This is a genomic window from Micromonospora sp. DT68 (assembly GCF_049847245.1).
Classification (GTDB): Bacteria; Actinomycetota; Actinomycetes; order Mycobacteriales; family Micromonosporaceae; genus Micromonospora; species Micromonospora profundi.
The window spans coordinates 425,424-449,541 of record NZ_JBNCNZ010000005.1; the positions used below are offsets into that span (position 1 = coordinate 425,424).

At 70.3% G+C, this 24,118-nt stretch carries 23 protein-coding genes; 9 read left to right on the top strand and 14 right to left on the bottom strand.

Annotated elements, in window-relative coordinates:
- The first annotated feature begins 131 nt into the window (after window positions 1-131).
- The gene (locus tag ACPXB1_RS12635; RefSeq protein ID WP_425735276.1) at window positions 132-1,514 is read left to right on the top strand and encodes a carboxylesterase family protein; all 1,383 of its coding nucleotides are present in this window, start codon (window positions 132-134) and stop codon (window positions 1,512-1,514) included.
- A gap of 31 nt (window positions 1,515-1,545) precedes the next feature.
- Here the strand turns inward: ACPXB1_RS12635 and ACPXB1_RS12640 are convergent, their stop codons facing one another.
- From ACPXB1_RS12640 to ACPXB1_RS12660, 5 genes are all read right to left on the bottom strand, one after another.
- On the bottom strand, window positions 1,546-3,336 hold the full coding sequence (locus ACPXB1_RS12640; protein ID WP_355588745.1) for a gamma-glutamyltransferase family protein: 1,791 nt from the start codon (window positions 3,334-3,336) through the stop codon (window positions 1,546-1,548).
- 9 nt (window positions 3,337-3,345) lie between these two features.
- On the bottom strand, window positions 3,346-4,569 hold the full coding sequence (locus ACPXB1_RS12645) for an MFS transporter (protein WP_355630013.1): 1,224 nt from the start codon (window positions 4,567-4,569) through the stop codon (window positions 3,346-3,348).
- Window positions 4,570-4,753: 184 nt separating this feature from the next.
- Window positions 4,754-6,529, bottom strand: a complete 1,776-nt coding sequence (locus tag ACPXB1_RS12650) for an alpha/beta hydrolase (protein WP_355588741.1) — start codon at window positions 6,527-6,529, stop codon at window positions 4,754-4,756.
- A 112-nt stretch (window positions 6,530-6,641) separates the two neighbouring features.
- A complete protein-coding gene (locus ACPXB1_RS12655; RefSeq protein ID WP_355588739.1) occupies window positions 6,642-6,941 on the bottom strand; it encodes a LuxR C-terminal-related transcriptional regulator in 300 nt (99 codons plus the stop codon).
- 190 nt (window positions 6,942-7,131) lie between these two features.
- A complete protein-coding gene (locus tag ACPXB1_RS12660; protein WP_355588737.1) occupies window positions 7,132-9,135 on the bottom strand; it encodes a Na+/H+ antiporter NhaA in 2,004 nt (667 codons plus the stop codon).
- 165 nt (window positions 9,136-9,300) lie between these two features.
- Between ACPXB1_RS12660 and ACPXB1_RS12665 the strand changes: the two genes are divergently transcribed.
- The 7 genes from ACPXB1_RS12665 (at window position 9,301) to ACPXB1_RS12695 (ending at window position 13,056) form a co-directional block, all read left to right on the top strand.
- On the top strand, window positions 9,301-9,693 hold the full coding sequence (locus tag ACPXB1_RS12665; RefSeq protein WP_355588735.1) for a YbaB/EbfC family DNA-binding protein: 393 nt from the start codon (window positions 9,301-9,303) through the stop codon (window positions 9,691-9,693).
- Entirely contained in the window at window positions 9,680-10,000 is a 321-nt protein-coding gene (locus ACPXB1_RS12670) for a type VII secretion target (protein ID WP_355588733.1), read from the top strand. The genes ACPXB1_RS12665 and ACPXB1_RS12670 overlap by 14 nt, the downstream gene beginning before the upstream one ends.
- A complete protein-coding gene (locus ACPXB1_RS12675) occupies window positions 9,997-11,310 on the top strand; it encodes a WXG100 family type VII secretion target (RefSeq protein WP_355588731.1) in 1,314 nt (437 codons plus the stop codon). Before ACPXB1_RS12670 ends, ACPXB1_RS12675 begins: the two co-directional genes overlap by 4 nt.
- A complete protein-coding gene (locus tag ACPXB1_RS12680; RefSeq protein WP_355588729.1) occupies window positions 11,307-11,699 on the top strand; it encodes a hypothetical protein in 393 nt (130 codons plus the stop codon). Before ACPXB1_RS12675 ends, ACPXB1_RS12680 begins: the two co-directional genes overlap by 4 nt.
- A 70-nt stretch (window positions 11,700-11,769) precedes the next feature.
- Window positions 11,770-11,964 carry a DUF4926 domain-containing protein gene (locus ACPXB1_RS12685; protein ID WP_355588727.1) on the top strand — a complete coding sequence of 65 codons (195 nt, stop codon included), beginning with the start codon at window positions 11,770-11,772 and terminating at the stop codon, window positions 11,962-11,964.
- Between the two features lie 105 nt (window positions 11,965-12,069).
- Window positions 12,070-12,360, top strand: a complete 291-nt coding sequence (locus tag ACPXB1_RS12690) for a hypothetical protein (protein WP_355588725.1) — start codon at window positions 12,070-12,072, stop codon at window positions 12,358-12,360.
- 180 nt (window positions 12,361-12,540) lie between these two features.
- Window positions 12,541-13,056 carry a Uma2 family endonuclease gene (locus tag ACPXB1_RS12695; protein ID WP_355588723.1) on the top strand — a complete coding sequence of 172 codons (516 nt, stop codon included), beginning with the start codon at window positions 12,541-12,543 and terminating at the stop codon, window positions 13,054-13,056.
- Window positions 13,057-13,098: 42 nt separating this feature from the next.
- On the opposite strand, the gene ACPXB1_RS12700 is transcribed toward ACPXB1_RS12695, so the two are convergent.
- On the bottom strand, window positions 13,099-19,050 hold the full coding sequence (locus ACPXB1_RS12700) for a DUF4011 domain-containing protein (RefSeq protein ID WP_425735277.1): 5,952 nt from the start codon (window positions 19,048-19,050) through the stop codon (window positions 13,099-13,101).
- Window positions 19,051-19,209: 159 nt separating this feature from the next.
- On the opposite strand from ACPXB1_RS12700, the gene ACPXB1_RS12705 reads away from it, so the two are divergent.
- Window positions 19,210-19,554 carry a cupin domain-containing protein gene (locus tag ACPXB1_RS12705; protein ID WP_167944117.1) on the top strand — a complete coding sequence of 115 codons (345 nt, stop codon included), beginning with the start codon at window positions 19,210-19,212 and terminating at the stop codon, window positions 19,552-19,554.
- Window positions 19,555-19,610: 56 nt separating this feature from the next.
- Here ACPXB1_RS12705 and ACPXB1_RS12710 read toward each other — a convergent pair whose 3' ends face one another.
- From ACPXB1_RS12710 to ACPXB1_RS12745, 8 genes are all read right to left on the bottom strand, one after another.
- Entirely contained in the window at window positions 19,611-20,072 is a 462-nt protein-coding gene (locus tag ACPXB1_RS12710; RefSeq protein ID WP_306271741.1) for a hypothetical protein, read from the bottom strand.
- Window positions 20,073-20,074: 2 nt separating this feature from the next.
- Window positions 20,075-20,560, bottom strand: coding sequence for a hypothetical protein (locus ACPXB1_RS12715; RefSeq protein ID WP_387158160.1), 486 nt, complete (start codon window positions 20,558-20,560; stop codon window positions 20,075-20,077).
- Window positions 20,561-20,624: 64 nt separating this feature from the next.
- On the bottom strand, window positions 20,625-21,113 hold the full coding sequence (locus ACPXB1_RS12720) for a hypothetical protein (protein ID WP_425735278.1): 489 nt from the start codon (window positions 21,111-21,113) through the stop codon (window positions 20,625-20,627).
- A 5-nt stretch (window positions 21,114-21,118) separates the two neighbouring features.
- Window positions 21,119-21,430 (bottom strand): WXG100 family type VII secretion target, encoded by a 312-nt coding sequence (locus ACPXB1_RS12725; protein WP_425735279.1) that lies wholly within the window; start codon window positions 21,428-21,430, stop codon window positions 21,119-21,121.
- Window positions 21,427-21,849 (bottom strand): YbaB/EbfC family nucleoid-associated protein, encoded by a 423-nt coding sequence (locus tag ACPXB1_RS12730; protein ID WP_425735280.1) that lies wholly within the window; start codon window positions 21,847-21,849, stop codon window positions 21,427-21,429. Before ACPXB1_RS12730 ends, ACPXB1_RS12725 begins: the two co-directional genes overlap by 4 nt.
- Window positions 21,850-21,940: 91 nt before the next feature.
- Window positions 21,941-22,192: a hypothetical protein gene (locus tag ACPXB1_RS12735; RefSeq protein WP_425735281.1), complete on the bottom strand. Its 252-nt coding sequence runs from the start codon at window positions 22,190-22,192 to the stop codon at window positions 21,941-21,943.
- Window positions 22,189-22,491 carry a DivIVA domain-containing protein gene (locus ACPXB1_RS12740; RefSeq protein WP_425735282.1) on the bottom strand — a complete coding sequence of 101 codons (303 nt, stop codon included), beginning with the start codon at window positions 22,489-22,491 and terminating at the stop codon, window positions 22,189-22,191. The genes ACPXB1_RS12735 and ACPXB1_RS12740 overlap by 4 nt, the downstream gene beginning before the upstream one ends.
- A gap of 336 nt (window positions 22,492-22,827) precedes the next feature.
- Window positions 22,828-24,102 (bottom strand): protein kinase domain-containing protein, encoded by a 1,275-nt coding sequence (locus ACPXB1_RS12745; protein ID WP_425735283.1) that lies wholly within the window; start codon window positions 24,100-24,102, stop codon window positions 22,828-22,830.
- Between the last annotated feature and the right edge of the window lie 16 nt (window positions 24,103-24,118).

A 24,118-nucleotide genomic window follows, 5' to 3' on the forward strand; every position in this document is an offset into this window, starting at 1 on the left:
ATTACCGTGGCTGTCGCGTCCCGTCGCCGGTTGCCACCGCGCGGGCGGCGGGCGGGTCCACGAGAGGCGGGGTCTGGGCAGTGACGTCCGAAGGGCGGAGTGGCAGTGACGTCCGTATGGCGGGGTCGGCAGTGACGTCGGAGCAGGTCATCCGGGCTGTCCCGGACGCGGCGGCGGCCGATGCGGACGTGCTGGTCACCGTGCGCGGGGGCACGCTGCGCGGCCGGCGAGCAGACGGGCTGACGGTCCTGCGGGGCGTCCGGTACGCAACCGCCGACCGTTTCGCGGCACCCGTGCCGGAGCGGCAGTGGTCGGGGATCCGCGACGCGCGGGAACACGGTGCCGTCAGCCCTCAACCTCCGGCCCGGGCCACGACAGCCGGCGGCTGGTGCGAGGTGGGCGTGCAGTCGGAGGACTGCCTGAACCTGACCGTCGTCACCCCGGCGGCCGACCGCGCCGCGCGGCCGGTGCTTGTCTGGCTGCACGGCGGCTCGTACCGTTCCGGCGCGGGCTCCTGGGACCGCTACCGCACCGACAGGCTCGCCCGCGAGGGCGACGTGGTGGTGGTGAGCGTCAACTACCGGCTCGGGGCGCTCGGCTACCTGCGGGCGCCGGGCATCTCCCCCGGCAACCTGGGTCTGCTGGACCAGATCGAGGCGTTGCGCTGGGTCCGCGACAACGCGGCCGACCTGGGCGGCGATCCGGCGAACGTGACACTTGTGGGTCAGTCGTCGGGCGCCCACTCGGTCGCCTGCCTGCTCGGCGTGGAGCAGGCCCGACCGCTGTTCCGTCGGGCGGTGTTGCAGAGTCCACCGCTGGGCATCGGGCTTGCCGGCGAGCGCGCGGCCGGCCGGGTCGCCGACCGTTTCATGGCCCGGCTGGGGCGCGACCCACGGGAGGCGTCCCTCGCGGAGATCGTCGCCGCGCAGCAGCTGGCCGAGCGGGATGTGGCCGCGCGCAGCGGATTCGGGCTCGCCCCGGCGTACCAGCCGGTGGCCGGCGTGTCTCCTCTCCCGGACGTGGCGGGTTGGCGGGCCGCCTGGCGCGCGGGCGCCCCGGGCCTTGAGGTGGTGCTCGGCACGACCCACCGCGAGATCGCCTACTTCCTGGCCGGCGGCCCGCTCTCCCGGCACGTACCGCTTGTCGGACGGGCAGTGGAGAACGCGGCCATCCGGCTCTCGACCCGGTCGGTCTTCACCCGACCCACCTTGCGCTTCGGCAGGCAGTTGGCGCAGGCGGGCGCGCAGGTCTTCGCGTACCGCATCGACGGGCCGGCACCGACGTCGCCGTACCACGCCTGCCACTGCAGCGACCTTCCGCTGCTCTTCGGTGACGAGGCCGACTGGGCGCAGGCGCCGATGCTCGCCGGGCAGACCTGGGCCGAGGTGGCCGCGCGGGGTGGCCCGCTACGCGCAGCCTGGCTGGCGTTCGCCGCCAGCGGAGCGCAGGCGTTGACAGCGCAGGGCTGGCCGCGGTACGCGGGTCGGGGCGGCAGTATCCAGCGTTTCGGGTAGCCGCCGCCCGCCGGTGACTGCGGAGTCGCCGTCACCGACCGCAGGCGTACCCCTGCATGCCTCGCGGGTTCGCGCCGGCCGCGAGCACACCGGTGGCCGGGTCGCGGCTCACCGCGCAGAGGCGGCCGAGGCTCCACGCGTCGGAGAGCCGCACCTCGTGCCCGTACGCCCGCAGCGCCGCCACCGTCGCCTCGTCGAGCCGGTCCTCCACCACCATGACGCCGGGTTCCATGTCGCGCGGATAGAACGACTCCGGCAGCCCGACCGTGTGGAACGCTGGCGCGTCGATGGCCTCCTGGATGCTCTGGCCGCCGACGAGGTGGCGCAGCAGGAACGGCACCTGCCACTGGTCCTGCTGGTCGCCGCCGGGGGTGCCGCAGGCCAGCACCGGCTGCCCGTCACGGTGGACCATCGTCGGGCTCAACGTGGTGCGGGGTCGCCGGCCCGGTGCGAGCGACGAGGCGAGGCCTTCCTCCAGCCAGAACATCTGCAACCGGGTGCCCAACGGGAACCCCAGTTCCGGGATCGTCGGTGAACTCTGCAACCAGCCGCCGCTCGGGGTAGCGGAGATCATGTTGCCCCAGCGGTCGACAACGTCCACGTGGCAGGTGTCGCCCCGGGTCACACCGTCCGACTGCACCGTCGGCTCCCCGGTCGTGGCGTCCGACCGGTCGGCGCGCCCGACGGCACCGGCCCGGACGTGCGCCGGGAGTCGCGGCTGCGCCCCGTCGGGGCGCCCCGGACGCAGTTCCCACGATGCCCGGTCACCGATGAGGGCTGCCCGCTCCCGCGCGTACTCCCGGGACAGCAGCGCCTTGGCCGGCACGTCCGCGCCGTCGCCGAACCACGCCTCACGGTCGGCGAAGGCGAGCTTGAGCGCCTCGACCTGGGCGTGGATGCCGAACGCGGTCGCCGGGTCGTACGCGCCGGGGTCGTCGAGGGCGTCGAGGACGGACAGCGTCTCCAGCAGCACCGGGCCCTGCCCCCAGAAGCTCGTCTTCGCCACCGAGTAGCCGTGCCAGTCGAGGGTCACCGGTTCCTCCCAGGTGGCCGAGTAGGCGGCCATGTCGTCGCCGGTGACGAGACCGGCGTGCGGGCGTCCGCTGGAATCCTGGAACGGCCTGCGGCTGAACCTGTCGATCTCGTCGGCGACGAACCCCGTACCCCAGGCTCGTCGCGCCGCCTCGATCTGGGCCTCCCGGTCGGTGCCGGCCGCAAGGCCGGCTTGGACCAGTCGCCGCAGGGTCCGCGCGTACGCCGGGTTGGCGAACCTCTCCCCCGCCGTCGGTGGCCGGCCGTCGCGCAGCCACAGCTGGGCGGACGTCGGCCAGTGCTCCTCGAACAGCGACCGCACGGCCGTCACCGTGTCGACGACCCTGCCCAGAAGCGGGTGACCGGCGTCGGCGTAGTCGATCGCCGGCGCCAACACCTCGGCGAGCGTGAGCGTGCCGTGCTCGCGCAGCAGCAGGAGCCAGGCGTCGACGGCGCCCGGTACTGCCGCCGCGAGCGGACCGGCGCCGGGGATGAGGTCCATCCCGAGGGACCGGAAGTGCGCGATGGTGGCGTCAGCCGGTGCCGGTCCCTGCCCGCACAGCACCTTCGGGGTCGGGTCCTGGGCGGTGGCCACGATGGCGGGCACCTCGCCGCCGGGTCCGTTGAGGTGCGGTTCCACGACGTGCAGCACGAACCCGGCGGTGACCGCCGCGTCGAAGGCGTTCCCCCCGCGCTCCAGCATTCCCATGGCGGCCTGGCTGGCGAGCCAGTGCGTCGAGGACACCATGCCGAAGGTTCCCCGCAGCGTCGGCCTGGTGGTGAACGTCATGGCAACACCTCACTCGTCTGTGCGGCCCCGGCCGGAACCGTCGCGGACCAGCGTGACAAGCACGAGCAGCGCGAGCAACGCCACGACCGCGCTGAAGATCTCGGCGGCGGTCCGTAGGCCGATCGCCTGGGCGAGCAGGCCGACCGCGACCGCCGGCACGCCCAGCATGGTGAACAGGATGGCGAAGAATGTCGACACCGTCGCACTCTGGTGCTCGTGCGGGGCCTTCACCGTGATGGTTGCGATGCCGTCGCCCACCGCCACCCCGGAGGCCACCCCGTTGACCGCCGCACCGAGGAACAGTGGGAGCAGCAGCACCATCGACATGCTGAGCCCGATGAGGGCGGCCCCCACGATCAGGCCGGCGCAGGCGGCGATCAGTGCGGCGCGGGAGGGCAGCACCCGGGTCAGGAGTTGCCCGAACGCGGCGCCGGTGAACGCCACGAACACCACGAGCGCGGCCAGGGTGTGCGACGTCCTGTGCAGTTCCATGCCGAGAAACAGGCCGCTCACCGCCGTGAGCACGCCCAGCGCCGCGAAGCCGGCGCCCGCGGTGAGCGCGGAGCGGACGAATTCGCCACGGATCTCCGGCGGCACGTGCAGTCGTTGCGGCCGCAGGTTCAGCGGCGAGCGATGCGGCACCGTCTCGGGCACTCCGATCATCAGGACGATCGCGACGATCGCCAGGATGAGCACGATGGCCCAGGGCACCCGCAGCGGATCGGGAGCGACGTCCGAGACGATCCCCGCCAACAGGGTGCCGGCGGACAGACCACCCAGGTTCGCGAAGATCGCCACGGTGGCGGCCCGCCTCGGATGGCTCGGGCTGATCAGCTCGCTCAACGCCGCCGTTCCCGCTCCGATCACCAGCGCGGCGGACAGGCCGGCGAGCACCCGACCGATCACGATCATCGCGAGGTCCACGGCGCCCAGGAAGACCGCGTCGGCGACGACCGAGAGGACGAGCGCGGCGAGGATGACCGGGCGGCGGCCGATCTGGTCGGCGAGGCGGCCGAAGAGCAGCAGGCCCACGACCACGCCGAGCGCGTACAACGCGTAGACCACTGTCACCGTCAACGACGAGAAGCCGAACTCCACCTCGTAGAGCGGGTAGAGCGGCGTCGGCACCGTGGTCCCCACCAGGGTGATCCAGAACGCGAACGCGACGCGTACCGCCGCCGAGGTGGACCTGGGCCGTGCCGTCGCGCCGTCGGCGTGGGTGGCGTTGGGCATGGTCAGTCCCTCCGGGGCTCGGCCATCACGGCGGGACCGCCACCCACATCCCCGCACCGTGGCGGCCGACCCCGCGTACAGCATGGGTGTCGACCTTGGTTGGGGGTGCGGTCAAAGCCCTTAAACGCCCTCATCAGGTGGCGGATGTGCGGGCGGCCGGTCGCCGCCCGCACACGACACCCCATCACTCCGGGTACGAGGGCCCCGGCTCGGTCCGCAGCATCCGCTTGAGCATGCGGTTGGCTTCCCGCATGTCATCGGTGATCAGTCGGGTGCGCACCGTTCCCTTGCCGGTCAGCTTGCCGCCCACCTCGAAGACCGCCGTCTCGCCCGGCAACGGCACCGCCTGACATCCGGTGTACGTCTCGGCGGGCAGCCGGCCGTCGAGCAGGTAGGCGTAGACCGGGTCGTCCACGCACGGGGTGTAGTACGGGAAGACGCCGTGGCTGCCCTCGTTGTCGACGCTGATCATCGACGCGCCGGGCAGCTTCTTCGACGCCGCCAGCGCACCCTCGTAGGCAGTGGCGACGTCGAGCTCGTCCTGAAGCATCAGCACCTTGGGGAACGTCTTCTTGTCGAACTTGGGCATCCGGTTGCTCGTCGGCCAGTACGCGCAGGCCGGCGGGTTCTGCAGGTACGGGGCGACAAGCGGGGCGTCGCGGGTGAGGCGGCGGCTGAACGCGTTCCAGTGCCCGATGCTGTCGTTCCACTGCCCGTCCTGGCAGCGGATCACCTCGAAGACGTAGTCGATGTCGTACGTGTACTCGCCGGTGCCCTGCGCCAGCCGGCTCCGGTCACGTTGGGTCTTCAGCGCGGCCTCGGCGGTGACCCGTGCCTGCTTGATGTAGGCGCGGTCGTCGGCGGTGATCCCGGGCGCGACGAGCAGCTTCGCGATGGCGGCGGCGAGGATCTGCTCGGGCGTCCAGCCGTTCCACTCCTCGTAGTACTGGATCACGGTGTTCACGGCCGCCGCCGCGGTCGGGTAGTTCTGGGTGTCGTAGAGGGCGCCGAGAATGAACCAGCCGAACATGAACGGACCCATGCCGACGCGGGTGCCGCCGGCCCGCTCGAACATCTCCCGGATCTTCATCGGGTCGGTGCCCCTGCCGTACAGGTCGTCATGGCGGGCCATGTACGGCATCAACTGCTCCTGGAACGCCCGGTCACGGGTGAACGGTTGCAGGTCCCACGTCTCCTGCAACGTGGGCGAGCCGACGGCGGCCACCGAGTCGAGCACCATGCGGTTGGTACGGCTGCCGAACGTGGCCGCGTACCAGGTGCCCAGCCACGTGCCGTACGAGTAGCCGAGGTAGTTGAGCTTGCGCTCCCCCAGCAGCACCCGAATGAAGTCCATGTCGTACGTGGTCTGCTCGGTGGTGATGTACCTCGTCAGCCCGGTGCTGCGGCAGCCGGCCACGTTGGCCTGGGTGATCTGGTCGTTCGTGACGTCGGTGTCGCGATAGGTCACCCGGCACAGCAGCGGGGTGCTCTGCCCGACGCCGCGCGGGTCGAACCCGATCACGTCGTAGTGCTCGGCGAGCGTCGGCGCGGACCGCGCCACGTACGGCGCCAGCGACAGGCCACTGCCACCGGGGCCACCCGGATTGACGAGCAGGATGCCCTTGCGGTCACTGCCGGAGGCGACGGTGCGGCTGATGCGTACCTGGATCGTCTGCCCGTCGCGCGGGTTGTGCCAGTCGCGCGGGACGGTGACCGTCGCGCACGCCAGGCGCAGGTCGGCGACGTCCTCGGGGCTGACGCCGTCCAACCCGCACGGCTCCCAGGAGAGGCGCTGGTTGGTAAGTGACGCGGCCAGGGCGGCGGTGTCCGGCTCGGCCACCGTTGCCGCGGCGGCCGGGGTCACGGCCGCACCGCTGGTCAAGACGGCCGCGACAAGCGTCGCGGTGAGCAGGGCGGCCGGCCGCCGTGAGCGGCGCGACCCGGTCGTGGGATGGGGCATCGTCCCGTCCTCTCCTGGAGCGGATGCTCGAACGACCTTCACCCTGGGCCAGGAGTGTTTCGCCGCTACGGTTCCGGCGTGACGAAGACCGGCCATGGCATGATCCGGCCAATCACAACCAGCCACGGCGGCTGGCCTGCACGCCGAGTTGGAACCGACTCCGGGCGCCGAGCAACTCCTGTAGGCGACTGACCCGGCGGTGCACCGTACGGTTGCTGACGCCGAGGTCACGGGCGATGGCCTCATCGGTCAGACCGGCGGTGAGCAGCGCGAGGAGCCGTTGCGTGGCGGCCGTCGGCTCGGCTTCCGGCTGGGCGGCGTCGGTGGTGGCGTGGATGGGCGCGCCGAGCCGCCAGAACACCTCGAACAACTCGGAGAGCCCGTGCAGCAGGCGGGAGCGGTGCACAAGCATCGCGTCGGCGTCGTCGCCGCTGCCGCGAGGCAGGACGCAACAGGTCCTGGTACACGTCCGCGGCGTCCGGCGGGAGCGGAAGCGACCCGACGTCCGCGACGTCCGACGAGGGCGGAAGCGACCCGACGTCAGGGGCAGAGGGCATGCCGGCGGGCTCGGTCCGCATGCCGGGGATCGTAGAGCGCCCCTGTTACGGCGACCCACCCACTCCGGCCTCGCCCCGGCGGTCAGCTGGCGGTTCGTCCTCGGAGCGTTCGTCCTCGGAGCGTTCGTCCTCGGACCCTTCGCCCTCAGGTTCCCTGTGGTATTCGGGGCGGAGCTTCGCGCTGGCGAACGCCGCCTGAACCGCCGCCGAGAGCGCCACCATGTCGTACGCGCCGTGATGGCGCCGGCCGTTGACGAAGAAGGTCGGGGTCCCGGTAACCCCACTGAGGTCGGCGGAGTCGACGTCCTCGCCGATGCGGTCGACTCCCCTTCGCTCGGCCATGTGCTCACGGAACCGGTCGAGGTCAAGGCCGAGCTGGCCGGCGTAGCCGAGCACGTCGGGGGCGTCGAGTGCGTCCTGGTGCGTGAGAAGCAGGTCGTGCATCTCCCAGAACGCGCCCTGCTCACCTGCCGCTTCGGCCGCCTCGGCGGCGAGTTGGGCACGCGGGTGGACGTCGGTCAGCGGCAGGTGCCGCCAGACGTACCGGACGTTGGCGAAGGCCTCCAGCAGGTCCCGCACCACCGGCTCGGCCTGCCCGCAGTAGGGGCACTCGAAGTCCCCGTACTCCACTACCGTCACCGGCGCATCGTCCGACCCACGCACGTGGTCGCGTTCCGGATCGACCGGAAGCATCAGGTCGACGATCCCCTCGGTGACGCCCAGCAGCGCCCGCGCGCGCCGCGCCGGCGGCATCCGCGCGGCGAAGCGGAACACCAGCCAGGTGATGGCGGACGCGCCGATCGTCGCGACGAGGATGCCGAACTTCGCCTCGTCCAGGGCCGGGCCGCTGAGAGCGTGGGTGGCGATCAGCAGGGCGACGGTGAAGCCGATGCCCGAGATGGTGCCCACCCCGGTGACCGCGACCCAGCCGACAGGTGGCCGCAACCGGTTGCCGCTCAGCCGCGTCACCAGCCACGAGGTGACAACGATCCCGACCGGCTTACCGACGATGTACGCGGCCACGACGCCGATCGTGACCGGCGAGGTAACGGCAGCGGCCAGCAGTTGGCCGTCGATCACGACCCCGACGTTCGCCAGTGCGAAGAGCGGCACCACCAGGTAGCTCGCCAACGGATGGTAGAGGGTCTGCAACCGCTCGTTCGGCGACAACGTCGAGGTGAGCCTGGCCTGAGCCATCCGGGCGAGCTGCGGTGTGGGCTGCTCCCGGAAGAGGCGGAACTGGTCGCTCGCCTGCTCCAACTCGGTGCGACCGGGCGCGTAGGCGTAGGTCAGCAACCCCATGACCAGGCCCACCACCACCGGGTCGACACCGGACTCCGACACCGCGACCCAGGCCGCCACCCCCAGCAGAGCGAAGACCGGCCCGAAGCGTACGCCCAACGCCCGGACAAGCAGGACCACGCCGAAGATCGCCGCCGCCACGAGCAGCGCCGTCGGCGACGGATGGTGTGGGTACGCGATGGCCAGCACCGCGATCGCGACCAGGTCGTCGATGACGGAGACCGTCAGCAGGAAACCCCGCAACCGATCCGAGAAGCGCGGCCCGAAGACTGCCAGCGCGCCGAGCGCCAGCGCCGTGTCCGTGGCCATCACCGCGCCCCAGCCCGCAGCGCTGGTGTGCCCCGCGGTGATCGCGAGGTAGATGCCGACCGGCACCAGCATGCCGGCGATCCCGGCCAGCATCGGCAACGCCAGCCGGCGACGCTCCCGCAGCTCGCCGATGTCGAATTCCCGGCGCAGCTCCAACCCGACGACAAGGAAGAAGAACGTCATGAGGCCGCTGTTGATCCAGAAGCGCAGGTCGTGTGCCACGCGCCAGTCGCCGAACTGGACCGAGAAGGATGTGCTCCACAGCGACTCGTACGACGACGTGTGCAGGTTGGCCCACACCAGGGCCGCCAACGCGGCGACCACCACCACCCGCGCGCCGCCGGTCTCGGTGTGCAGGAAGGCGCGCAGCGGAGCGTTGAACCGGCCCTCCCAGGTGGTCCGGGCGGACCATCCCCGGCGCGGGTTGCTGCTCGTCACGGGATGATCCTCCCCGAGTTGATCGCCACCCGGTTCGGATTGGGGCGACTGTGTTGCGCGCCCGTACCGCCGGCCCGGCAATCGGGGCATACACGCATCGACGCCGGTTGGTAGCGTACCGGTGATCTCGCCGCCGCCGGTGGTGGTCCCCTGGGGAGGGTCGACATGTGGGCGGACGACGCCGCGCTCGACGCGGCCGGACGCCGGCTCGACGAGTGGGAGTCGTCGCTCGCCGAACGGGCACGACGGGCACAGACACTGGCGGGCACGATCCAAGGTCTGACCGGCACCGCCCGCAGCCCTGACCGGACGGTGGAGGTCACCGTCGACTCGGCTGGCCTGCTGATCGGCCTGCGGCTCGACGAACGTGTCCGGGACCATCCGGCCGCCAGCACCGCCCGGCAGATCCTGGCGACCACACAAGCGGCCCGAGCCGACCTGCTCACCCAGCTCACCGCCGTGACCACAGCCGCCCTCGGCGACGACGCGAGCGCCGTCATCGACTCATATCGCAATCGGCTGACAGCTGACGAGGGGCGAGACGATGCCCGCCGGTGACGGGATCCAGGTCGACCCAGCCGACCTGACCGCACACGCCGCACGTCTCGACCGCTGCGCCACCGGCCTCGACACCGCCCAGCAGGCCGGCCAGCACATCCGGTTGGGCACCGACGCCTACGGTCAGCTCTGCGCGATGATGCCGATGATGCTCGACGGCCTGCAACGGACCCTCGTCAACGGCATCGCCGCCGCAGCCGGATCGATGCGGGACACCGCCGGCAGGCTACGCACCGGCGCCGACCGCTACCGAAGCTCCGACGACCGGGCCAAGCAACTCCTCGACGAGGTGCGGCAACGCCGGTGACGTCCAACCCGCTCGTCGCCGCCCCAGCGCACACCCCGACCAGCGCCTGGGCGGGCGTGTGGATCTGCGAGGACATCGAACTCATCGCGCAGGGCGTCCGCACCGGCAGCTGGATCGACGGCAGTCTCGGCGTGGTCAGCGCCGGCCTCGACGCCCTCGCCTTCGTCACCGACCCCGTCGGCAACCTGCTCCAGTACGGCATCGCCTGGCTCATCGAACACGTCAAGCCGCTCAGTGAAGCCCTCGACTGGCTCGCCGGCGACCCGGCGCAGATCACCGCACACGCCCAGACCTGGCGCAACGTCGCCGCGTCACTGCGCGACGAGGCTGCCACCCTCGCCCGCGCCGTCCGCACCGACGTCGCCACCTGGGGCGGCAGCGCCGGCCCCGCCTACCGCGCCTGGGCCGCCGAACAACAGCAGGCAATCACCGGGCTCGCGCTCGGCGCCGACACCATGGCCGCGATCACCGAAGGCGCCGCCGGCCTCGTCGCCGCCGTCCGGCTCCTCGTCCGCGATGCCATCGCCACCTGCGTCTCCCGCCTCATCGTGTACGCCGCGGAACTCGTCGCCACCGGCGGCCTTGCCACACCGCTGGTCGTGGAGCAGGTCACCACGACAGTCGCGTCCTGGGGGGCGCGGATCGCGCGGATGGTGCGGGCACTGCTGGCCAGCCTGCGACGGCTGATGCCGCAGATCCGTCGACTCGGAGACCTTATCGACAAGCTCAAGCAGGCGCTCGGACGACTCACACGGCTTGGGCCCGCCAACCGGATGGGACAACGACGTGACTGGGCTGATCCGAGGGACCGCCCTCGGCCACCGGACCGGCCCCCCGATTCGTACCTCTCCGCTGGTGACCCGATCTATCACTCCGACCGATCGACGGCCATCGGCTACGACGATCTGACGATGCGAAACCTTGATAAAGTGCGACCGCTGGACGGGCACCATGACGTCATCGTTCACGGCACAGACGAGGGATACTTCGTCCCCGGGAAGGTTTCAGCAGACGGGGCGCACATGGACGGCAACGCCACCGACGCGGCGCAGATCGCCGCCGCCGTCCGAGAAAATCCCGCCTACGACGGCGGCCCGCTCCGGTTGGTCTCCTGCTATGCCGGCACCGTCAAGTCCGACCTCGACGCCGTACCACTCGGTCAACGGGTGGCCGACGAACTCGGAGTCAGCGTGCTCGCGCCTACGGCCCGCGTGGGGACCCAGCGATGGGCAGCAGAGCCCCAGCCCCCAGTCGTCGAGCGTGGCGGTTCCTGGGAGGTCTTCTTACCGCCAGCCAGGGGGAACCGATGAAGACTGTTGGGTTCTTTCGAGAACTGGGCCCCAGCCAGACCGAGGTCTATGTGGAAAGCATCCACCCGCACGTGGACTCGAAGCCGCTCCCCGATGCCCTCCGGGTTGAGGATTACCTACGTCACGGGCATGGGCTCATCGACGTCATGGGTGCCGAGATCGACGTCCTCGGTAGCGGTCGACATCTCATCGGGGGCGCGTCGGTGCTGACAGACGGAGAATGGTTGTGGCGCGACGACCTCCGCTTCTATCTCGCCACCTACCACGTGCGCCTACCCACGGACTTTCTTCAGACGGTGCGCAGCAATGATTACCGGGTGCCCGACCTCCGCGGAGAGCAACTCCGGCTGGCCGGCGAGGAAGCAATACGGATTCTTGGATACCACTGACGCACCTTCGCCGGAGACGGCGTCGGGGTCAATGTGTACCGCGCAGGTCGGGGTGAGGAAGGATGACGTGGTGGAGCTGTACGACGTGGTGGAGCTCCGCGAAGCCGTTCCGGGAGAACAACTCCCTGCGGGAGCAGCAGGAACCGTCGTTCACATCTTCGGCGTCCCTTCGACCGCGTACGAGGTCGAGTTCGCCGACGCCGATGGCCGTACCGTCGCCTCGGTCACGCTCCGGCCCGATCAGATAATGCGCCGCAACGGCTGAGTCCCCGTCGTGACCGTCGGAGCAGACATCGCCAACTGCCGGGCATCCTCCGGTGGCAGAACAGTGGTGGAGGAACCACTCCGTCAGGCCGGAAGGAGCCCGCTGATGGCCACGTTCAATGAGTGGCTCACGGCGTACGACATCGTCTACCGTGAGTTGCCGGCGACATCGAGTCTCGCCTGCCCGAACTGTGGTCACCGGACCCTACGCATCATCTTCACCGCACCGCCCGCCGCCGAGCACGGCTACGTCTCGTTCTGGTGCGACACCTGCCTTGAGGGAATCTACGTCTCCCAGGCTCTCATCCCCGACGGAGTCACAGTCACCGCACGGTCAACGGGCGAGCCGACCGAGGAGCGCAACCGCGGCATCCCCGAATACCGTCTCGTCACCTAACGCAAGCTTCAGCGGTGGCCGGGCACGGACTCACGTCAGCCAACTGCGTCGCGCATCGGACCGCATCGCACGCGCCGGAAGGTGCACGTCACAGCGCGCCACCACGACGAGGGGGCGGCGACGAACCGGTACGATGCGCCCATGAGCTCAGAGGCGGTTGGCAGGTACATGCCCCCTGTCGTGACGCTCGATGACCTCACGGCGATGATGGCCGCCGACGAGAACCACCGGTACGAAATCAGCCCCGAGGGAGTCGTCTCGATCATGCCGCCGCCGGGATACGCCCACGCGATCATCGCGACCCGGCTCATGGTGTGGCTCGCCCAGGGCGGCGTTCCGGCGGACCATGTTGCTCAAGCTGTCGGACTACGCATCCCGGGTCGTGACGGCGGTGTCGGCGGACGCATCCCTGATCTCGTCGTGTGGAGCAAGGCGCAGGCAGACGGTGTCTGGTTGCCGGTGGCCGACGTGCTCCTCGTGGTCGAGATCGTTTCGCCCGGCTCCGAAGGTGTCGACACGGTGACCAAGCGCAGCGAATACGCTGCGGCCGGGATTCCTCAATACTGGGTGGTCGACCAGGACTCAGCACAGACGGTGACGATGAACCGTCTGGAGGGCGACCAGTACGTCGCCCGCGCGACCATGCCTCTGGCGTGGGTCCTCAACACCAGCTTGGACGAGCACGGGCTGAGCTGACGCGCTTCGACAGTGAAGGGCACCCAGTCGTAACGCTGCGTGTCAGGCCAAGGTGAGGCGACCAGCCGAGTCCTGGCGGAGGCGGCCGCTGGTTACCGCCACGTGCAGGCCGTACCGGAGGAGCTTGTCGATTTTCTCGGTACGGCGGCGGTAGCCGAGCCGTTCCAGGCCGGCGCGCAGCAGCCGTTCCTCGTCCATGCCGGGCACACCCTGGAGCACGTGGACGAAGGCGTTCGCCACCTCCTCGGGTGGCACCTCCTCGAACGTCCTGTCGTTGCTCGCCTGGGTGACCCGGTACGCGCGGTACGTCTGCGGGTCGACTCCTTCCGGCCAGGCGTACCGGCCCAGGGTCGGGTGGTTGTGGAGCCTGCGGGAGTCGACGAGCGCCAGCACTGCTGTGCGCCGGTCCTCGCGTGTGCGCAGGAACCCGAACCGGGCGAGGGCCAGCCGGGCGAGCCGATGCTGCTCGACGGGACCTTCGGCGTCGATGATGTCGCGAAGCGCGTCGCGCATCAGAGCGCGTACCCGCTGGTCGGTGGCGAGCAGGTCGAGGTCGGCCTGGTCGCCGAGCGGCGTCGGGGCGTACGGAATGAATGGGCTCACCGTGATGGTGTCGGCGGCCGGCGCGGTGGCGAGTGCGGTGACGGGCGCGGGCGACGTACCCGGAGGTGGTTCTTCCCGGGTGATGGGTGGCGGCGGTGACTCGGCGGCTGGCGCCGGGTGGGGCGGCTCGGCGTCTGCTGCCGGGCGGGGTTGCGGCAGGTCGACGTCCGCGAGCGGCGCTGGGAGCGATGCCGGTTCGGCGGTCGCGGGTGTTTCGGCTCGGCTGAGCGCTTCGTCGACCCGGTCGAGCATGGCCGAACGGTCGTGGATCCACGCCGGCAGCCAGAACCGGACGACCTCCGGCCAGCCCATGATCGACCGGAGCAGCGTGGGCGCGGAGTCCCGGTCGGCCACCGTGGGTCGGGAACTCCAGTCCGGGCCGTCGAGCATGACGGCCACCTGCCACCGGGGCGCGCCCGGCTTGCGTACGGCGATGTCGACTGTGAAGTCGGAGAGTCCGTGTGACGTGCGGACCTCGTGGCCGCGCTCGCGCAGCGCCGCGGCCACCTCGTCGCGGATGCGGCTGCGCCGCTCGGCGCGGTCGGCGGTCAGGTCGCCCAGGCGGTCCGCGCCGGCGGCGGCCAGTTCGCAGTACGCCCGCAGGTGCTGCGTGCCCAGCGCGGAGGTACGGGACAGGTCGATGTCCGACGGGTCGAACGACGAGTAAAGGACGACCTGGCGGCGGGCTCGGGTGATGGCCACGTTGAGCCGCCGCTCGCCGCCGGCCTGGCTGAGCGGGCCGAAGTTCAGCGGGAGCTGGCCGGTGTCCGGGTTGGTGGAGAAGGCGAGGGAGAACAGGACGACGTCCCGCTCGTCGCCCTGCACGTTCTCCAGGTTCTTCACGAAGATCGGCTCCGGGACGGCCCCGGAGAGTTGCTCGCGGATGATCGGGTCGGTGCTCTCCTCCAGCAGGTTGAGGATGAGGTCACGTTGCTGGATGTTGAAGGTGACCACGCCGATCGATCGGTTGCCGGTGGCCGGGTCGTGCAGGCGACGGGTGATGTCGGCGAGGATCGCCCGCGCCTCGACCTCGTTGGTCCGTGCGCCGCCCCTGTCGTACTGGCCATCGACGCGCTGCCAGGTGACGCCTGCGGTGCTGCTGGCGCCGGGCGACGGGAGGCTGGAGAGCTTGTTGTCGTAGTAGTAGCGGTTCGAGAAGGCGATAAGTGACTCGTCGTGGCTGCGGTAGTGCCAGGACAGCCAGCGCTGCGGCAGCCCCGATTCGACGGCTTCGCTGAGGATGCTCTCCAGATCCTCCGGCACCGGGCCGTCGCCCTCGTCGACCTCGTCGGCGGTGTGGCTGGCCTGCATGATGCTGCTGGGCGGCATCTGCCGAGAGTCGCCGACCACCACCACGGCGCTGCCCCGACCCATCGCGCCGATCGACTCGGCCACGCGGATCTGCGACGCCTCGTCGAAGATGACCAGGTCAAAGCGTTGGCTGCCGGGTGCCAGGAAGTTCGCCGCCGACGCGGGGCTGACAAGCACGCACGGGGTCAGTGCGAGCACCGCGTCCGGGTACTGCTCGAACAGCTCCCGGAAGGACCGCCCACCTCGCTTGCGGCGAAGCTCGGCGGCGAAGTCGGCGAAGCGGCCCCGCCGGTCGGTGGGGCTGAAGGGCCGGCGACGGACCAGCACGGCAGGCAACTGCGTCGGCAGCGCGGACCGCAGCTCACCGGCGGCGGCCTCGAACTGGCTGATCTCGTCGTCGTGCAGTTCCGGGTCGAAGTACTGAAGCCCGTTCGTCCGCACCCGCTCGGCGAGGGACGCGGCGGCGACTCCCCGGCGGTAGACCTCCTCGGCAACCCCGGCGGGCAGTTCGGCGCGGAGCAGCTGGTCCCGGAAGTCGGTGAGACCGGCAGAGGCGAGCACGTCGGCGTGGCCCAGGACGGTTGCCCATCGGCGCAGCGGAAACAACTCCTCGGCACGCAGTTCGTGTAGCCACACCGCGCCGTCGCGCTGCCAGGCGTCGACCCAGTGCGTGCCGGCGGCCCACAGGGTCAGCTCCGGCCCGGCCGAGCGCAGCACCCCACGCCAGGCCCGCCACCGGGAGGCGACCCGGTCGAGCAGGGCCGCGCCGACCTCGGTGAACCCGCTGTCGAACAGCTCCCAGGCACGCGGGTGCCGGGCCAGGAGCGTCCGGCCGGTCCGGGTCGCCTCGACCGCCTCCGCGAGCCGTTCCTGCGCGTCCGGGTCGGTGGGCTGCCACGCCGGTAGCCGCAGCCCACCCAGCGCCACAGACCGCTCGTGGAGCGCGGCGACCTGCGCCTGGGCGGCGACGAGCCGACCGACAGCCACCTCCACCTGGTCGGCGTCGAGCGTCGCACCGGCGACCAGGTGGACCGCGAGCCGGTCCACGATGGCCTGCCGACGTTTGCGCTTGCCGAACAGCCGCTTCGCCACCTCCTGCGCCTCGACGTGCCAGGCCGTCAACTCGGGGCGGGCGAAGACGTCCGCGCGGAAACTCGCCAGCTCACCCGCGAACCCCTGCCGGAAGGCCGCCAGGTCCGCCTGAAGCCTGTTGACGCCGTCGTCCCACTGCCGGTCGGCGGCCCGCACCGTGGTCTGGCGGTCCGGCAGCATTCCGCGTACGGCGAGCCACGCGCCCGCCGTCAGCTCGCCGACGGCCTCCGGGGCGGGCAACGTCCGCAACAGATCCATCAGGTACGGGTGGGCGGCGAGGTCCGCCCGCAGGGCTTCCACCTCGGCGGCGATCTCGGTGACGGCGGCACCGTGCAGCCCGTCGAGGGTGCGGCAGCCACTGAGCGCCCAGGGATGCGCAGCCCGGACCCGGGCCGAGCGTGCCGCCGCCGGGAACTCCCGCAGTGTCGTCTCGACCCGGGCGCGTGCGTCGGCGGGCGCGTGCAGATAGCTCACCGGGATCGGGGCGACCGGACCCTCCCCGTACGCGAGGGTCTGCTCGTAGGCCGACCAGAGCGACATCCCGACGGGGTTGGGTGTGTGCACCTGAAGCGGGTACTCGGTCAGCGGGGCGAGGCGCGTGCGGTAGGCCGTCTCCACCGCCGTCCACGTGCCGTCGCCGCCCTGGTCGTGCTGGTCGAGGGCGTCGCGGAGTTGTTGGCGGATGGCGTTGAGGGACTGCTTGCGCCCGTGCAGGTCCAGCGCGAACGGGCCGAGGCCGATCTGCTTGAGCCGGCGCTTCACCACCTCCAGCGCTGCCTGCTTCTCGGCGACGAACAGCACCGACCGGCCGGCGACGACCGCCCGGGCGATCATGTTGGTGATGGTCTGCGACTTGCCGGTGCCGGGCGGACCCTCCAGGACGAACGAGTGGCCACGCTCGGCGCGCACGATGGCCTGCATCTGTGAGCCGTCGGCGGGGATCGGCAGGTGCAGGTCCGCCTCGTCGACAAGCACCTCGGCGTCGTCCGGGCGGGCCGGGTCGTCGAACGTGGCGCCGGACGATTCGACAAGGTGCCGCACCACCGGGTTCTCCATGAACCGGGGCCAGTGGTCGGTGAGGTCCCGCCACATCTGGAACGTGGAGAACTGCAACAGCCGCAGGCTTGCCGTCTCGTCGATGCGGTAGTTGAGCCGGTTGTCGACGAGGCCGGTGTTGATCGCGGCGAGGGTCTTGGCGATGTCGATGCCGTTCTCGTCGAGAACCGGTTGCTCCAACTCCGGGATCCGGACGCTGTGCTTGACCCGCAGCCACTCGACAAGGCAGTGGTTGGGGATGGCGACCTCGGTGCCGTCGATGACCATCGCGTACGGGCGGCGGCCGCTGCCGCCCTCGATGCGCACCGGCAGCAGGAACAGCGGCGCGTACGCCTCAGCCCCGGTGCTCTTTGTGTGCACGAGCGTGCCGATGGTCAGGTAGAGGTAGTTGCTGCCGGTCTCCTGCTCCATCGTGCGCGCCTCACGCTGCAGCGTGCGCATCACCGTCTTGTAGCGCGCTTCGGTGACCCCGCCGTACACCCGCCGGTCGGTGCGCAGCTCCTTGGTCAGGATCTCCGCGTCGAGTTCCTGCGCCCGGCGCGCCCCGGCCAACTCCTGGACCCGGCTGATGTCGTCCTGGGGAATGATCTGCACCTGTTTGCCGTCGTGGATCAGGTCGTCCAGCAGCGGCAACGCGCCCGCCGGCACGTGCAGGTCCAGGCCACGACCCCGCTTGGGCAGGTTGAGTAGCGGGTTGCGCAGACTCAGGTCGAGCAGTGACTTCTTCCACTGCTGGATGCGGGCCGGCGAGCCGTCGGACTGCTGCGCCACCTCGTCGCCGTCGTCGGCGAGCTGCCGCAACTTCGCCGCCGCGACGCCAGGTGGAAGGTCGAGGGACGCGCTGATCTTCGACGTCGCCTCGGCGTCCGCCGGGGCGGGCGTCGCCAGTTCGTCGGCCGACGGCAACGGCCGGATCCCCGAACGGTGCGCCAGGTGTACGTCGACGACGCCGTGCAGGAGATGGCTCTCGACACGGAAGTGGCCCAACCCGACCCGTACCGCCTCCGTGAACGTCGCGGTCTGCTCGCCCGGTCCGACACGGGTCAGCTCCACCGGCACCGCCCGGCCGGAGTCGACCATCGAGATCAGCAGGTTGCTCTCGGTCACCGCGGTCGAGCCCAGCCGTTCCTCCTCCAGCAGGAAGCCGCCGAAGGCGTGGCCCTTGGTAATGAAGATGAGCGGGCGCAGCCCCGCCGCCTCCAGGCACGCGGCGTACGTGACCGACAGGTCGAGGCAGTTGCCCATCCGCCCGTCCAGCACCGCGGCGGTCGTACGGACCTTCTGCCCGCTGTTCTCGAACGATGCCGGCACGATCTGGTAGCTGATCTCCAACTGCCGCAGCGCCTCGTACACGGCGGCGGCGATCAGCGACGCCCGCTCCGCGCCGTCCTGGTAGCCCTGTAGCGAGCCGGAGCCCGTCCGTGCCAGCAGGATCTGCGCGGCAGCCCGCAGGACCGCGTCCACCGCACGGGTGTTCGGCTGCACGAAGGCCGCCAGAGTGTCGTACAGGGCGGGACTGTTGAACCACTCGTTGTGCGCCAACACCCGTGACGGGGCGACAAGCGTCAACGCGTTGTCGGCCGCCTCGACGGTGAGGCTGTAGTCGACAGGGAACGCCTCACCAGTGCGGTAGAGCAGGCCACGGTCGGGCGTGAAGTCCCGGAAGTCGTCCCAACTCGTGCTCGCACCGGGCCGCAGAGGTGTGGTGACCGTACGGGACCACGGCTCGGTCAACGCGCCGTCCGGGCCGCGCAACTCCAGCGTCAGCGTCACGTCGGTCAACGGCACCGAGCTGCGGTTGGTGAGCGTGAGGTGCCGGACCAACGGCACGCGGTTGTGCACCAGGGCGGCGTTGATCGCCGGCTGCACGAGCAGCCCGACGGCGAGCTGGTCGTCGTCGGCGGTGAACTGCGCGAACACGCTGTCGGACATGGGCGATTCTCCAGGTGGCGAGACCAGCGAGGGCCAGCCTAGCGGGCACCGCCCACGGCCGAGCTGGCCCACGGGCTTCTATCGACCTCCCCCACGCGAAGGTCGTTGATCAAGCTCGAAGCCTGGCACCGCCTTCGATGCAGGCTCTAGGCTTCCGCCATGCTGATCATCGAAGGCGCGGGCCGGTGGACCGCACCCGCCGGGGCGGCCAACGACTGGGTCGAACACCTGAGTGTGCCGGACCTGTCGGTGGGAACGTACTGCATCCCGGCGGGCGGTCTCGACGATCAGAGCCCGCACACCGAGGACGAGATCTACGTGGTCACCGCCGGTCGCGCCCGGATCGTGACGCCCGACGGCACGGCCGACGTTGGCCCGGGGTCGGTGATCTTCGTGCCGGCTGGCGAGGAGCACCGTTTCGACGAGGTGACCGAGGACCTGGCGTTGCTTGTGGTGTTCGGCCCGGCATACGGCTCGCGCGCTCCGGGCCGGCGAGCCGAGTAGGGCGGTCGAGGTCGTCAGCAGCTCATACCCTGGCACCGGCCTCGACACTGGCTCTACTAGCGCGCCCACTCCGGCGGGGGCACCACGGCGAGCTGCGGTTCCCCGGGGATCGGCTCCAGCGCGTACACGATCCGCAGGTCGCCGTCGGCGGCCGCGTCCTCGTCGGTCATGACCCGTCCGCTGCTTCCGTCGGAGCTGACAAGCAGCCACCGGTCGGGATAGACGCTGCCGTCGTCCACAAGTGCCCGCACCCCGAAGGTACGCGCCAGGCTGATGGCGAGATCCCGCTCGTTGCGGCCAGTGGCGTCGGCAAGCTCGGTGTCGCCGGTGAGGATCCAGCCGAACTCCTCGTCCTCGTCGGGCGGGGTGAACATGGCCACCGGCCGGGGGTCGTCCACCGCCCGGTCCTCGATCCGGCCGACGTACACGGCCTCGGGGGCGATGCCGTAATCCTGTTGCAGGTGCCGGCGCAGCGCGTCGGCGGGCAACTCGGCCTCGAAGTGGATCTGGTACTGCACCTCTACCCCCGGTAGCTCTTGTGATGGCGGAACACGTCGAGGGCGCGCTCCTGTGCGGCCTCGGTCAGGAACGGGTTCCGGGCCATTGCCGCCTTGGCCTTCTCGATGTCGCCACCAGCGGCAATGTACTCCTTGAGCGCGCCGTACTCCGCTCGGCTGAGCTGTTCGAGTCCCGGCCCCGCTTCGGGAAAGACAGTGCCGCTCGGCTCCACGGCGTACGTGCGGCCGTTCACCTCGTACCGTTGGCGGTCCGGATCCCACTTCGCGCGGCCCGCGGCGATGTCGTCGAGGTCCTTGGCCACGTCGGTCCCGGGCAGAACCACGGTGTTGACCTCTTTGCTGGGGTTCTTGGGGCGGATGCTGTCGAGGTTGTGTCGCGAGTTCGGCGGCTTGAGCGGGATCTTGCCGGCCGGGCCGGGGACAGCCCGTCGGGCGGCCTCGGCGGCGTCGTCGGCAGCCTTCGGCCCCACCTCCTTGGCCTCGCGCATCGCTGCCGACGCTGCCTTTGCGATGATTCCGGAGGCGGCGTCGTCTGCGCCCTTGCGGCCACGCCTACCCAAGGACCGCCTCCAGTGCCTGGCCGATCAGGAAGTCGATGGCGATGTCGACCAACTTCTTGAAGACCGGAATCTCCAACAGGGACGCACCGAACGTCGGGGCCGCCGTGGCGATGGCCTGCGCGATCGAGATGGCCAGCAGGGTGAGCTGCACGATGACGTTGATCTTCAGTGCGAGGACGACGAGGGCGCAGACCAGCAGGGCGGCGCCCACCGCACGGGCACCGAAGCCGAGATCCTGGAGTACGGCGGCGGCGGAGTCGGAGTCCGACCACTGGCCGCGGAAGGCTTCCAGCGCGCTGCCGTCGTTGCCGGCGAGCAGCGCGACGGCAGCGCTCGCGTCGGTAGCTGCGGCATCCGCCTCGGCGCCGAACGCGATCCACGCCTGAGCCAGCTCGAAGAGCCGTTCCTCGTCGCTCTCCGGCCACACATAGCCGAGTTCGTTGAGCAGTCCGGAGAGTTCGCCGGGGATCTGAATGCCCATCGGCTTCAGTTGAACCTGTCGAAGAGGGCAGCGTTACGCGACTCGACCTCGTCGTACGCCGTACCCATCTTGGCGAGCCCGTCGCCGAAGCCGGCGAAGGCCGCGACCACCGACGTGATCGACTGCTCGGCGATCTGCTGGGCCGCCTGGTAGGACGCGCCGATCAGCCCACCCACGTCGTCACCGCCGAAGATGTCGCCCATGCCGTCCGCTGTAGCACGCAGCCGCTGCCACTGCTGCTCAAGGCGCTCACCCGCCCGCTGCACGCCGCCGGCCGCCTGCCGCAGCTGCTCCGGGTCGACATCCAGGGGCCTCACCGTCGTGGTGTCCTCAGCAGTGCGACGACGTCCTGGAGCGCCTCGTTCATCTGGGCCATCTGCCGCAACGAACGATCCTGCACCTCCTGGAGCCCTCCGGCCAGGCTGTCGAGTTCCACGGTCGGAAGCTCGGGCTGGTGACTGCCGAGGTCGTCGAGCGCCGCGTTGACCGCCGCCCTGACGTGCTCCATCAGATCCTGCGCCGGCAACCGCATCAGCCTCGGATCAACAGTCAGCTCGTCAACCCGCCCACCGCGAACCGCCGCCCGGACCCTGCCGTCGAGCGCCTCGCCGTGACCGACGGGCTGCTCCTCGTCGGCCGGCGTCTCGCCCGGAGTACGGGAACGCGCCGCCTCCAGGGCCTGTCGCGTCTCGCTGAGCAGAGCGTCCAGACCGGTCAGGTGAGCATCGTTCGGCACAGCACCGAAAAATACCAGCCGAGCACCATCCGTGATGACCCGCCGAAGCGCCCCATGGACGCTGACCTGGCGTTGCACCGAACCGATCCGGTCACCGGCGTAGGCGGCGCGAGCACTCACCGTCGTGGTCGTCGCGCAGGAGGCAACGTCGACCGCCGGGCATCCGCAGGTCGCAGAAGACCCGGTGACGGACGCACTGCTGATCCTCTTCGGAGACGGTCGTCTCCCCCGGGTCCGCCATCGGCAGCACAAGCATCCACCGGCCGACGACCCGGGCCAGGCGCTGCGCAGCGGGCAGGTCGGCAGCGACCACGGGCACGTGGATGACGTACCGCTGGCTCATCGGTTGTGGTCCCGGTCGTTGCGAGCGCGGGCCTGCTCGGTCTGCCAGCGACGCAGCGCGTGCTTGATCCGGACGGTTTCGAGACGGCTCTCGGCGAGAGCGGCGTAGACGGCGGCCATGTCGACGGCGACCCGGTCGAGGAAGGCGTACACGTCGTCGGGGTTCAGACCGCGACGTCCGAGCCCGGTCGGCGCGAAGCGGCGCTCACGCACCTGCCACGGCAGCAGACTGGTGTACGCGCCGGAGCGGCACGTCGCATCACCGCCTACCGACGTGGCTCCCTGCTTGTGAGCGCTCATGTACCTCCGCCTTCCTGGTTTGTGGATGGCGTGGGTCTTCCCGCTCATCCCGTGCGGGCAGACCCACCTCCTCGCCCTGACACCGAACTCCCACTCAGTGGTACGGCACCAGGCTCAGCAAGATGTGTTAGGGAATGCACGGCGGCCGTTCGGGGGACCGGTCGACCGCCGCGCTGTGGTCAGCCTGCGACGGTAGACAGTGGAGGAGCAACGTTCCAGGCAGCATTTCCGCCGTTGCTCAATGACTTTCTTTGTGGCAACCCGGGGGCGTTGCAGGAGCGGATTATGCAGTGTTGCGTAATGGAACCGAGGAGCTGCGGAGCCCGCAGAGGTTAGCTACGGGATCGAGCGCGGCTCGGCCGCGTCAGCGGGCTCGCCCATTTCAAGCTGGCAGGCCATCGCCTGGTGTCGGCACTCATCGACGAGATCCTGCTCCCCATCCGACTGATCCAGATCTCGAGCCAATGCCTCGAAGGCGTGGCGGGCCCGCCGGAAGTCACCTGCGAGCATCAAGATGTTCGCAAGATCCACTCGTAGCGTCACGATCTCGGTGGCGAGCCGCTCGTCGCCTTGCGGTACGAGGCGGACGGCTCGCTCCAACACCTCGGCAGCCTGCGCGAAACGCTCGTTCTCGGCGAGCTCACTCGCCTGCGCCCGCAACTCCACCAGGTCCTGCGGTGACCTCTGCGGCGGCACCGAGAGGTGACCGGTGTGCGGCGGTGCGCTGAGGAACCTGGTGTGTGTCCGGGCGGCCACCAGCCCTGGAGAATCGGGGACGTCGAGGAACGGCGTTAGGAGTTGGTGAACCTCGCCGGCCGACGCTGGCCTGTTCGCCGGATCCTTGGCAAGCAGGCAGTAGAGGAGGTGCGCTAGGTCGTCGGGCACCTCGGATCGGTATTCAGTGATGATGGGAATCGGCGAATCGATGTGACGACGCATGAGGTCTGGGGCGTTGGCCGCCTCATAGGGAGGGTTGCCGCCAAGCATTTCGAACAAGATGCAGCCCAAGGCGTACAGATCGGCGGCTGGCCCTACCGGGCCGCCCTGGGCCTGCTCGGGGGCGATGTAGGTGGGGCTGCCGAGTGTTCGGCCGGTCGCGGTGAGGCGTGATGCTTCGGCGGGGCCGAGCAACGCGGCTACGCCGAAGTCGAGCACCTTGACGACCCCCGACGGGGTGATCATGAGGTTCTGGGGCTTCAGATCCCGGTGTACGAGAGAGGCGGAGTGGGCGGCCGCGAGCACAGAGCAAACCTGAGCGGCAATGGAAGCCGCCTCGCCGACGGGCAGTCGTTCCTGCTCGGCGATGTGGTCGGCGAGGACAATCCCCGGCACGAGCTGCATGACGATGAAGAGGTCTTCACCATGTACGCCTAGGTCGTACACGGCCGGCACGCCGGGATGGTCCAGTCTGGCGGTCGCTCTCGCCTCCCGCCTGAAACGTTTGCCCGCCGTCAGACGCTCGTCCTCTGGCACCTCCAACTGCCGCAGGAACTTGATCGCCACCGGCCGGTCGAGCCGCTCGTCGAAGCCGGCCCAGACCTCGCCCATTCCTCCGCGACCAACCGGATACGTCAACTCGTACCGGTCACCAATGCGTTCCCCCGCCTGCACCTACAGCCTCCCCGCA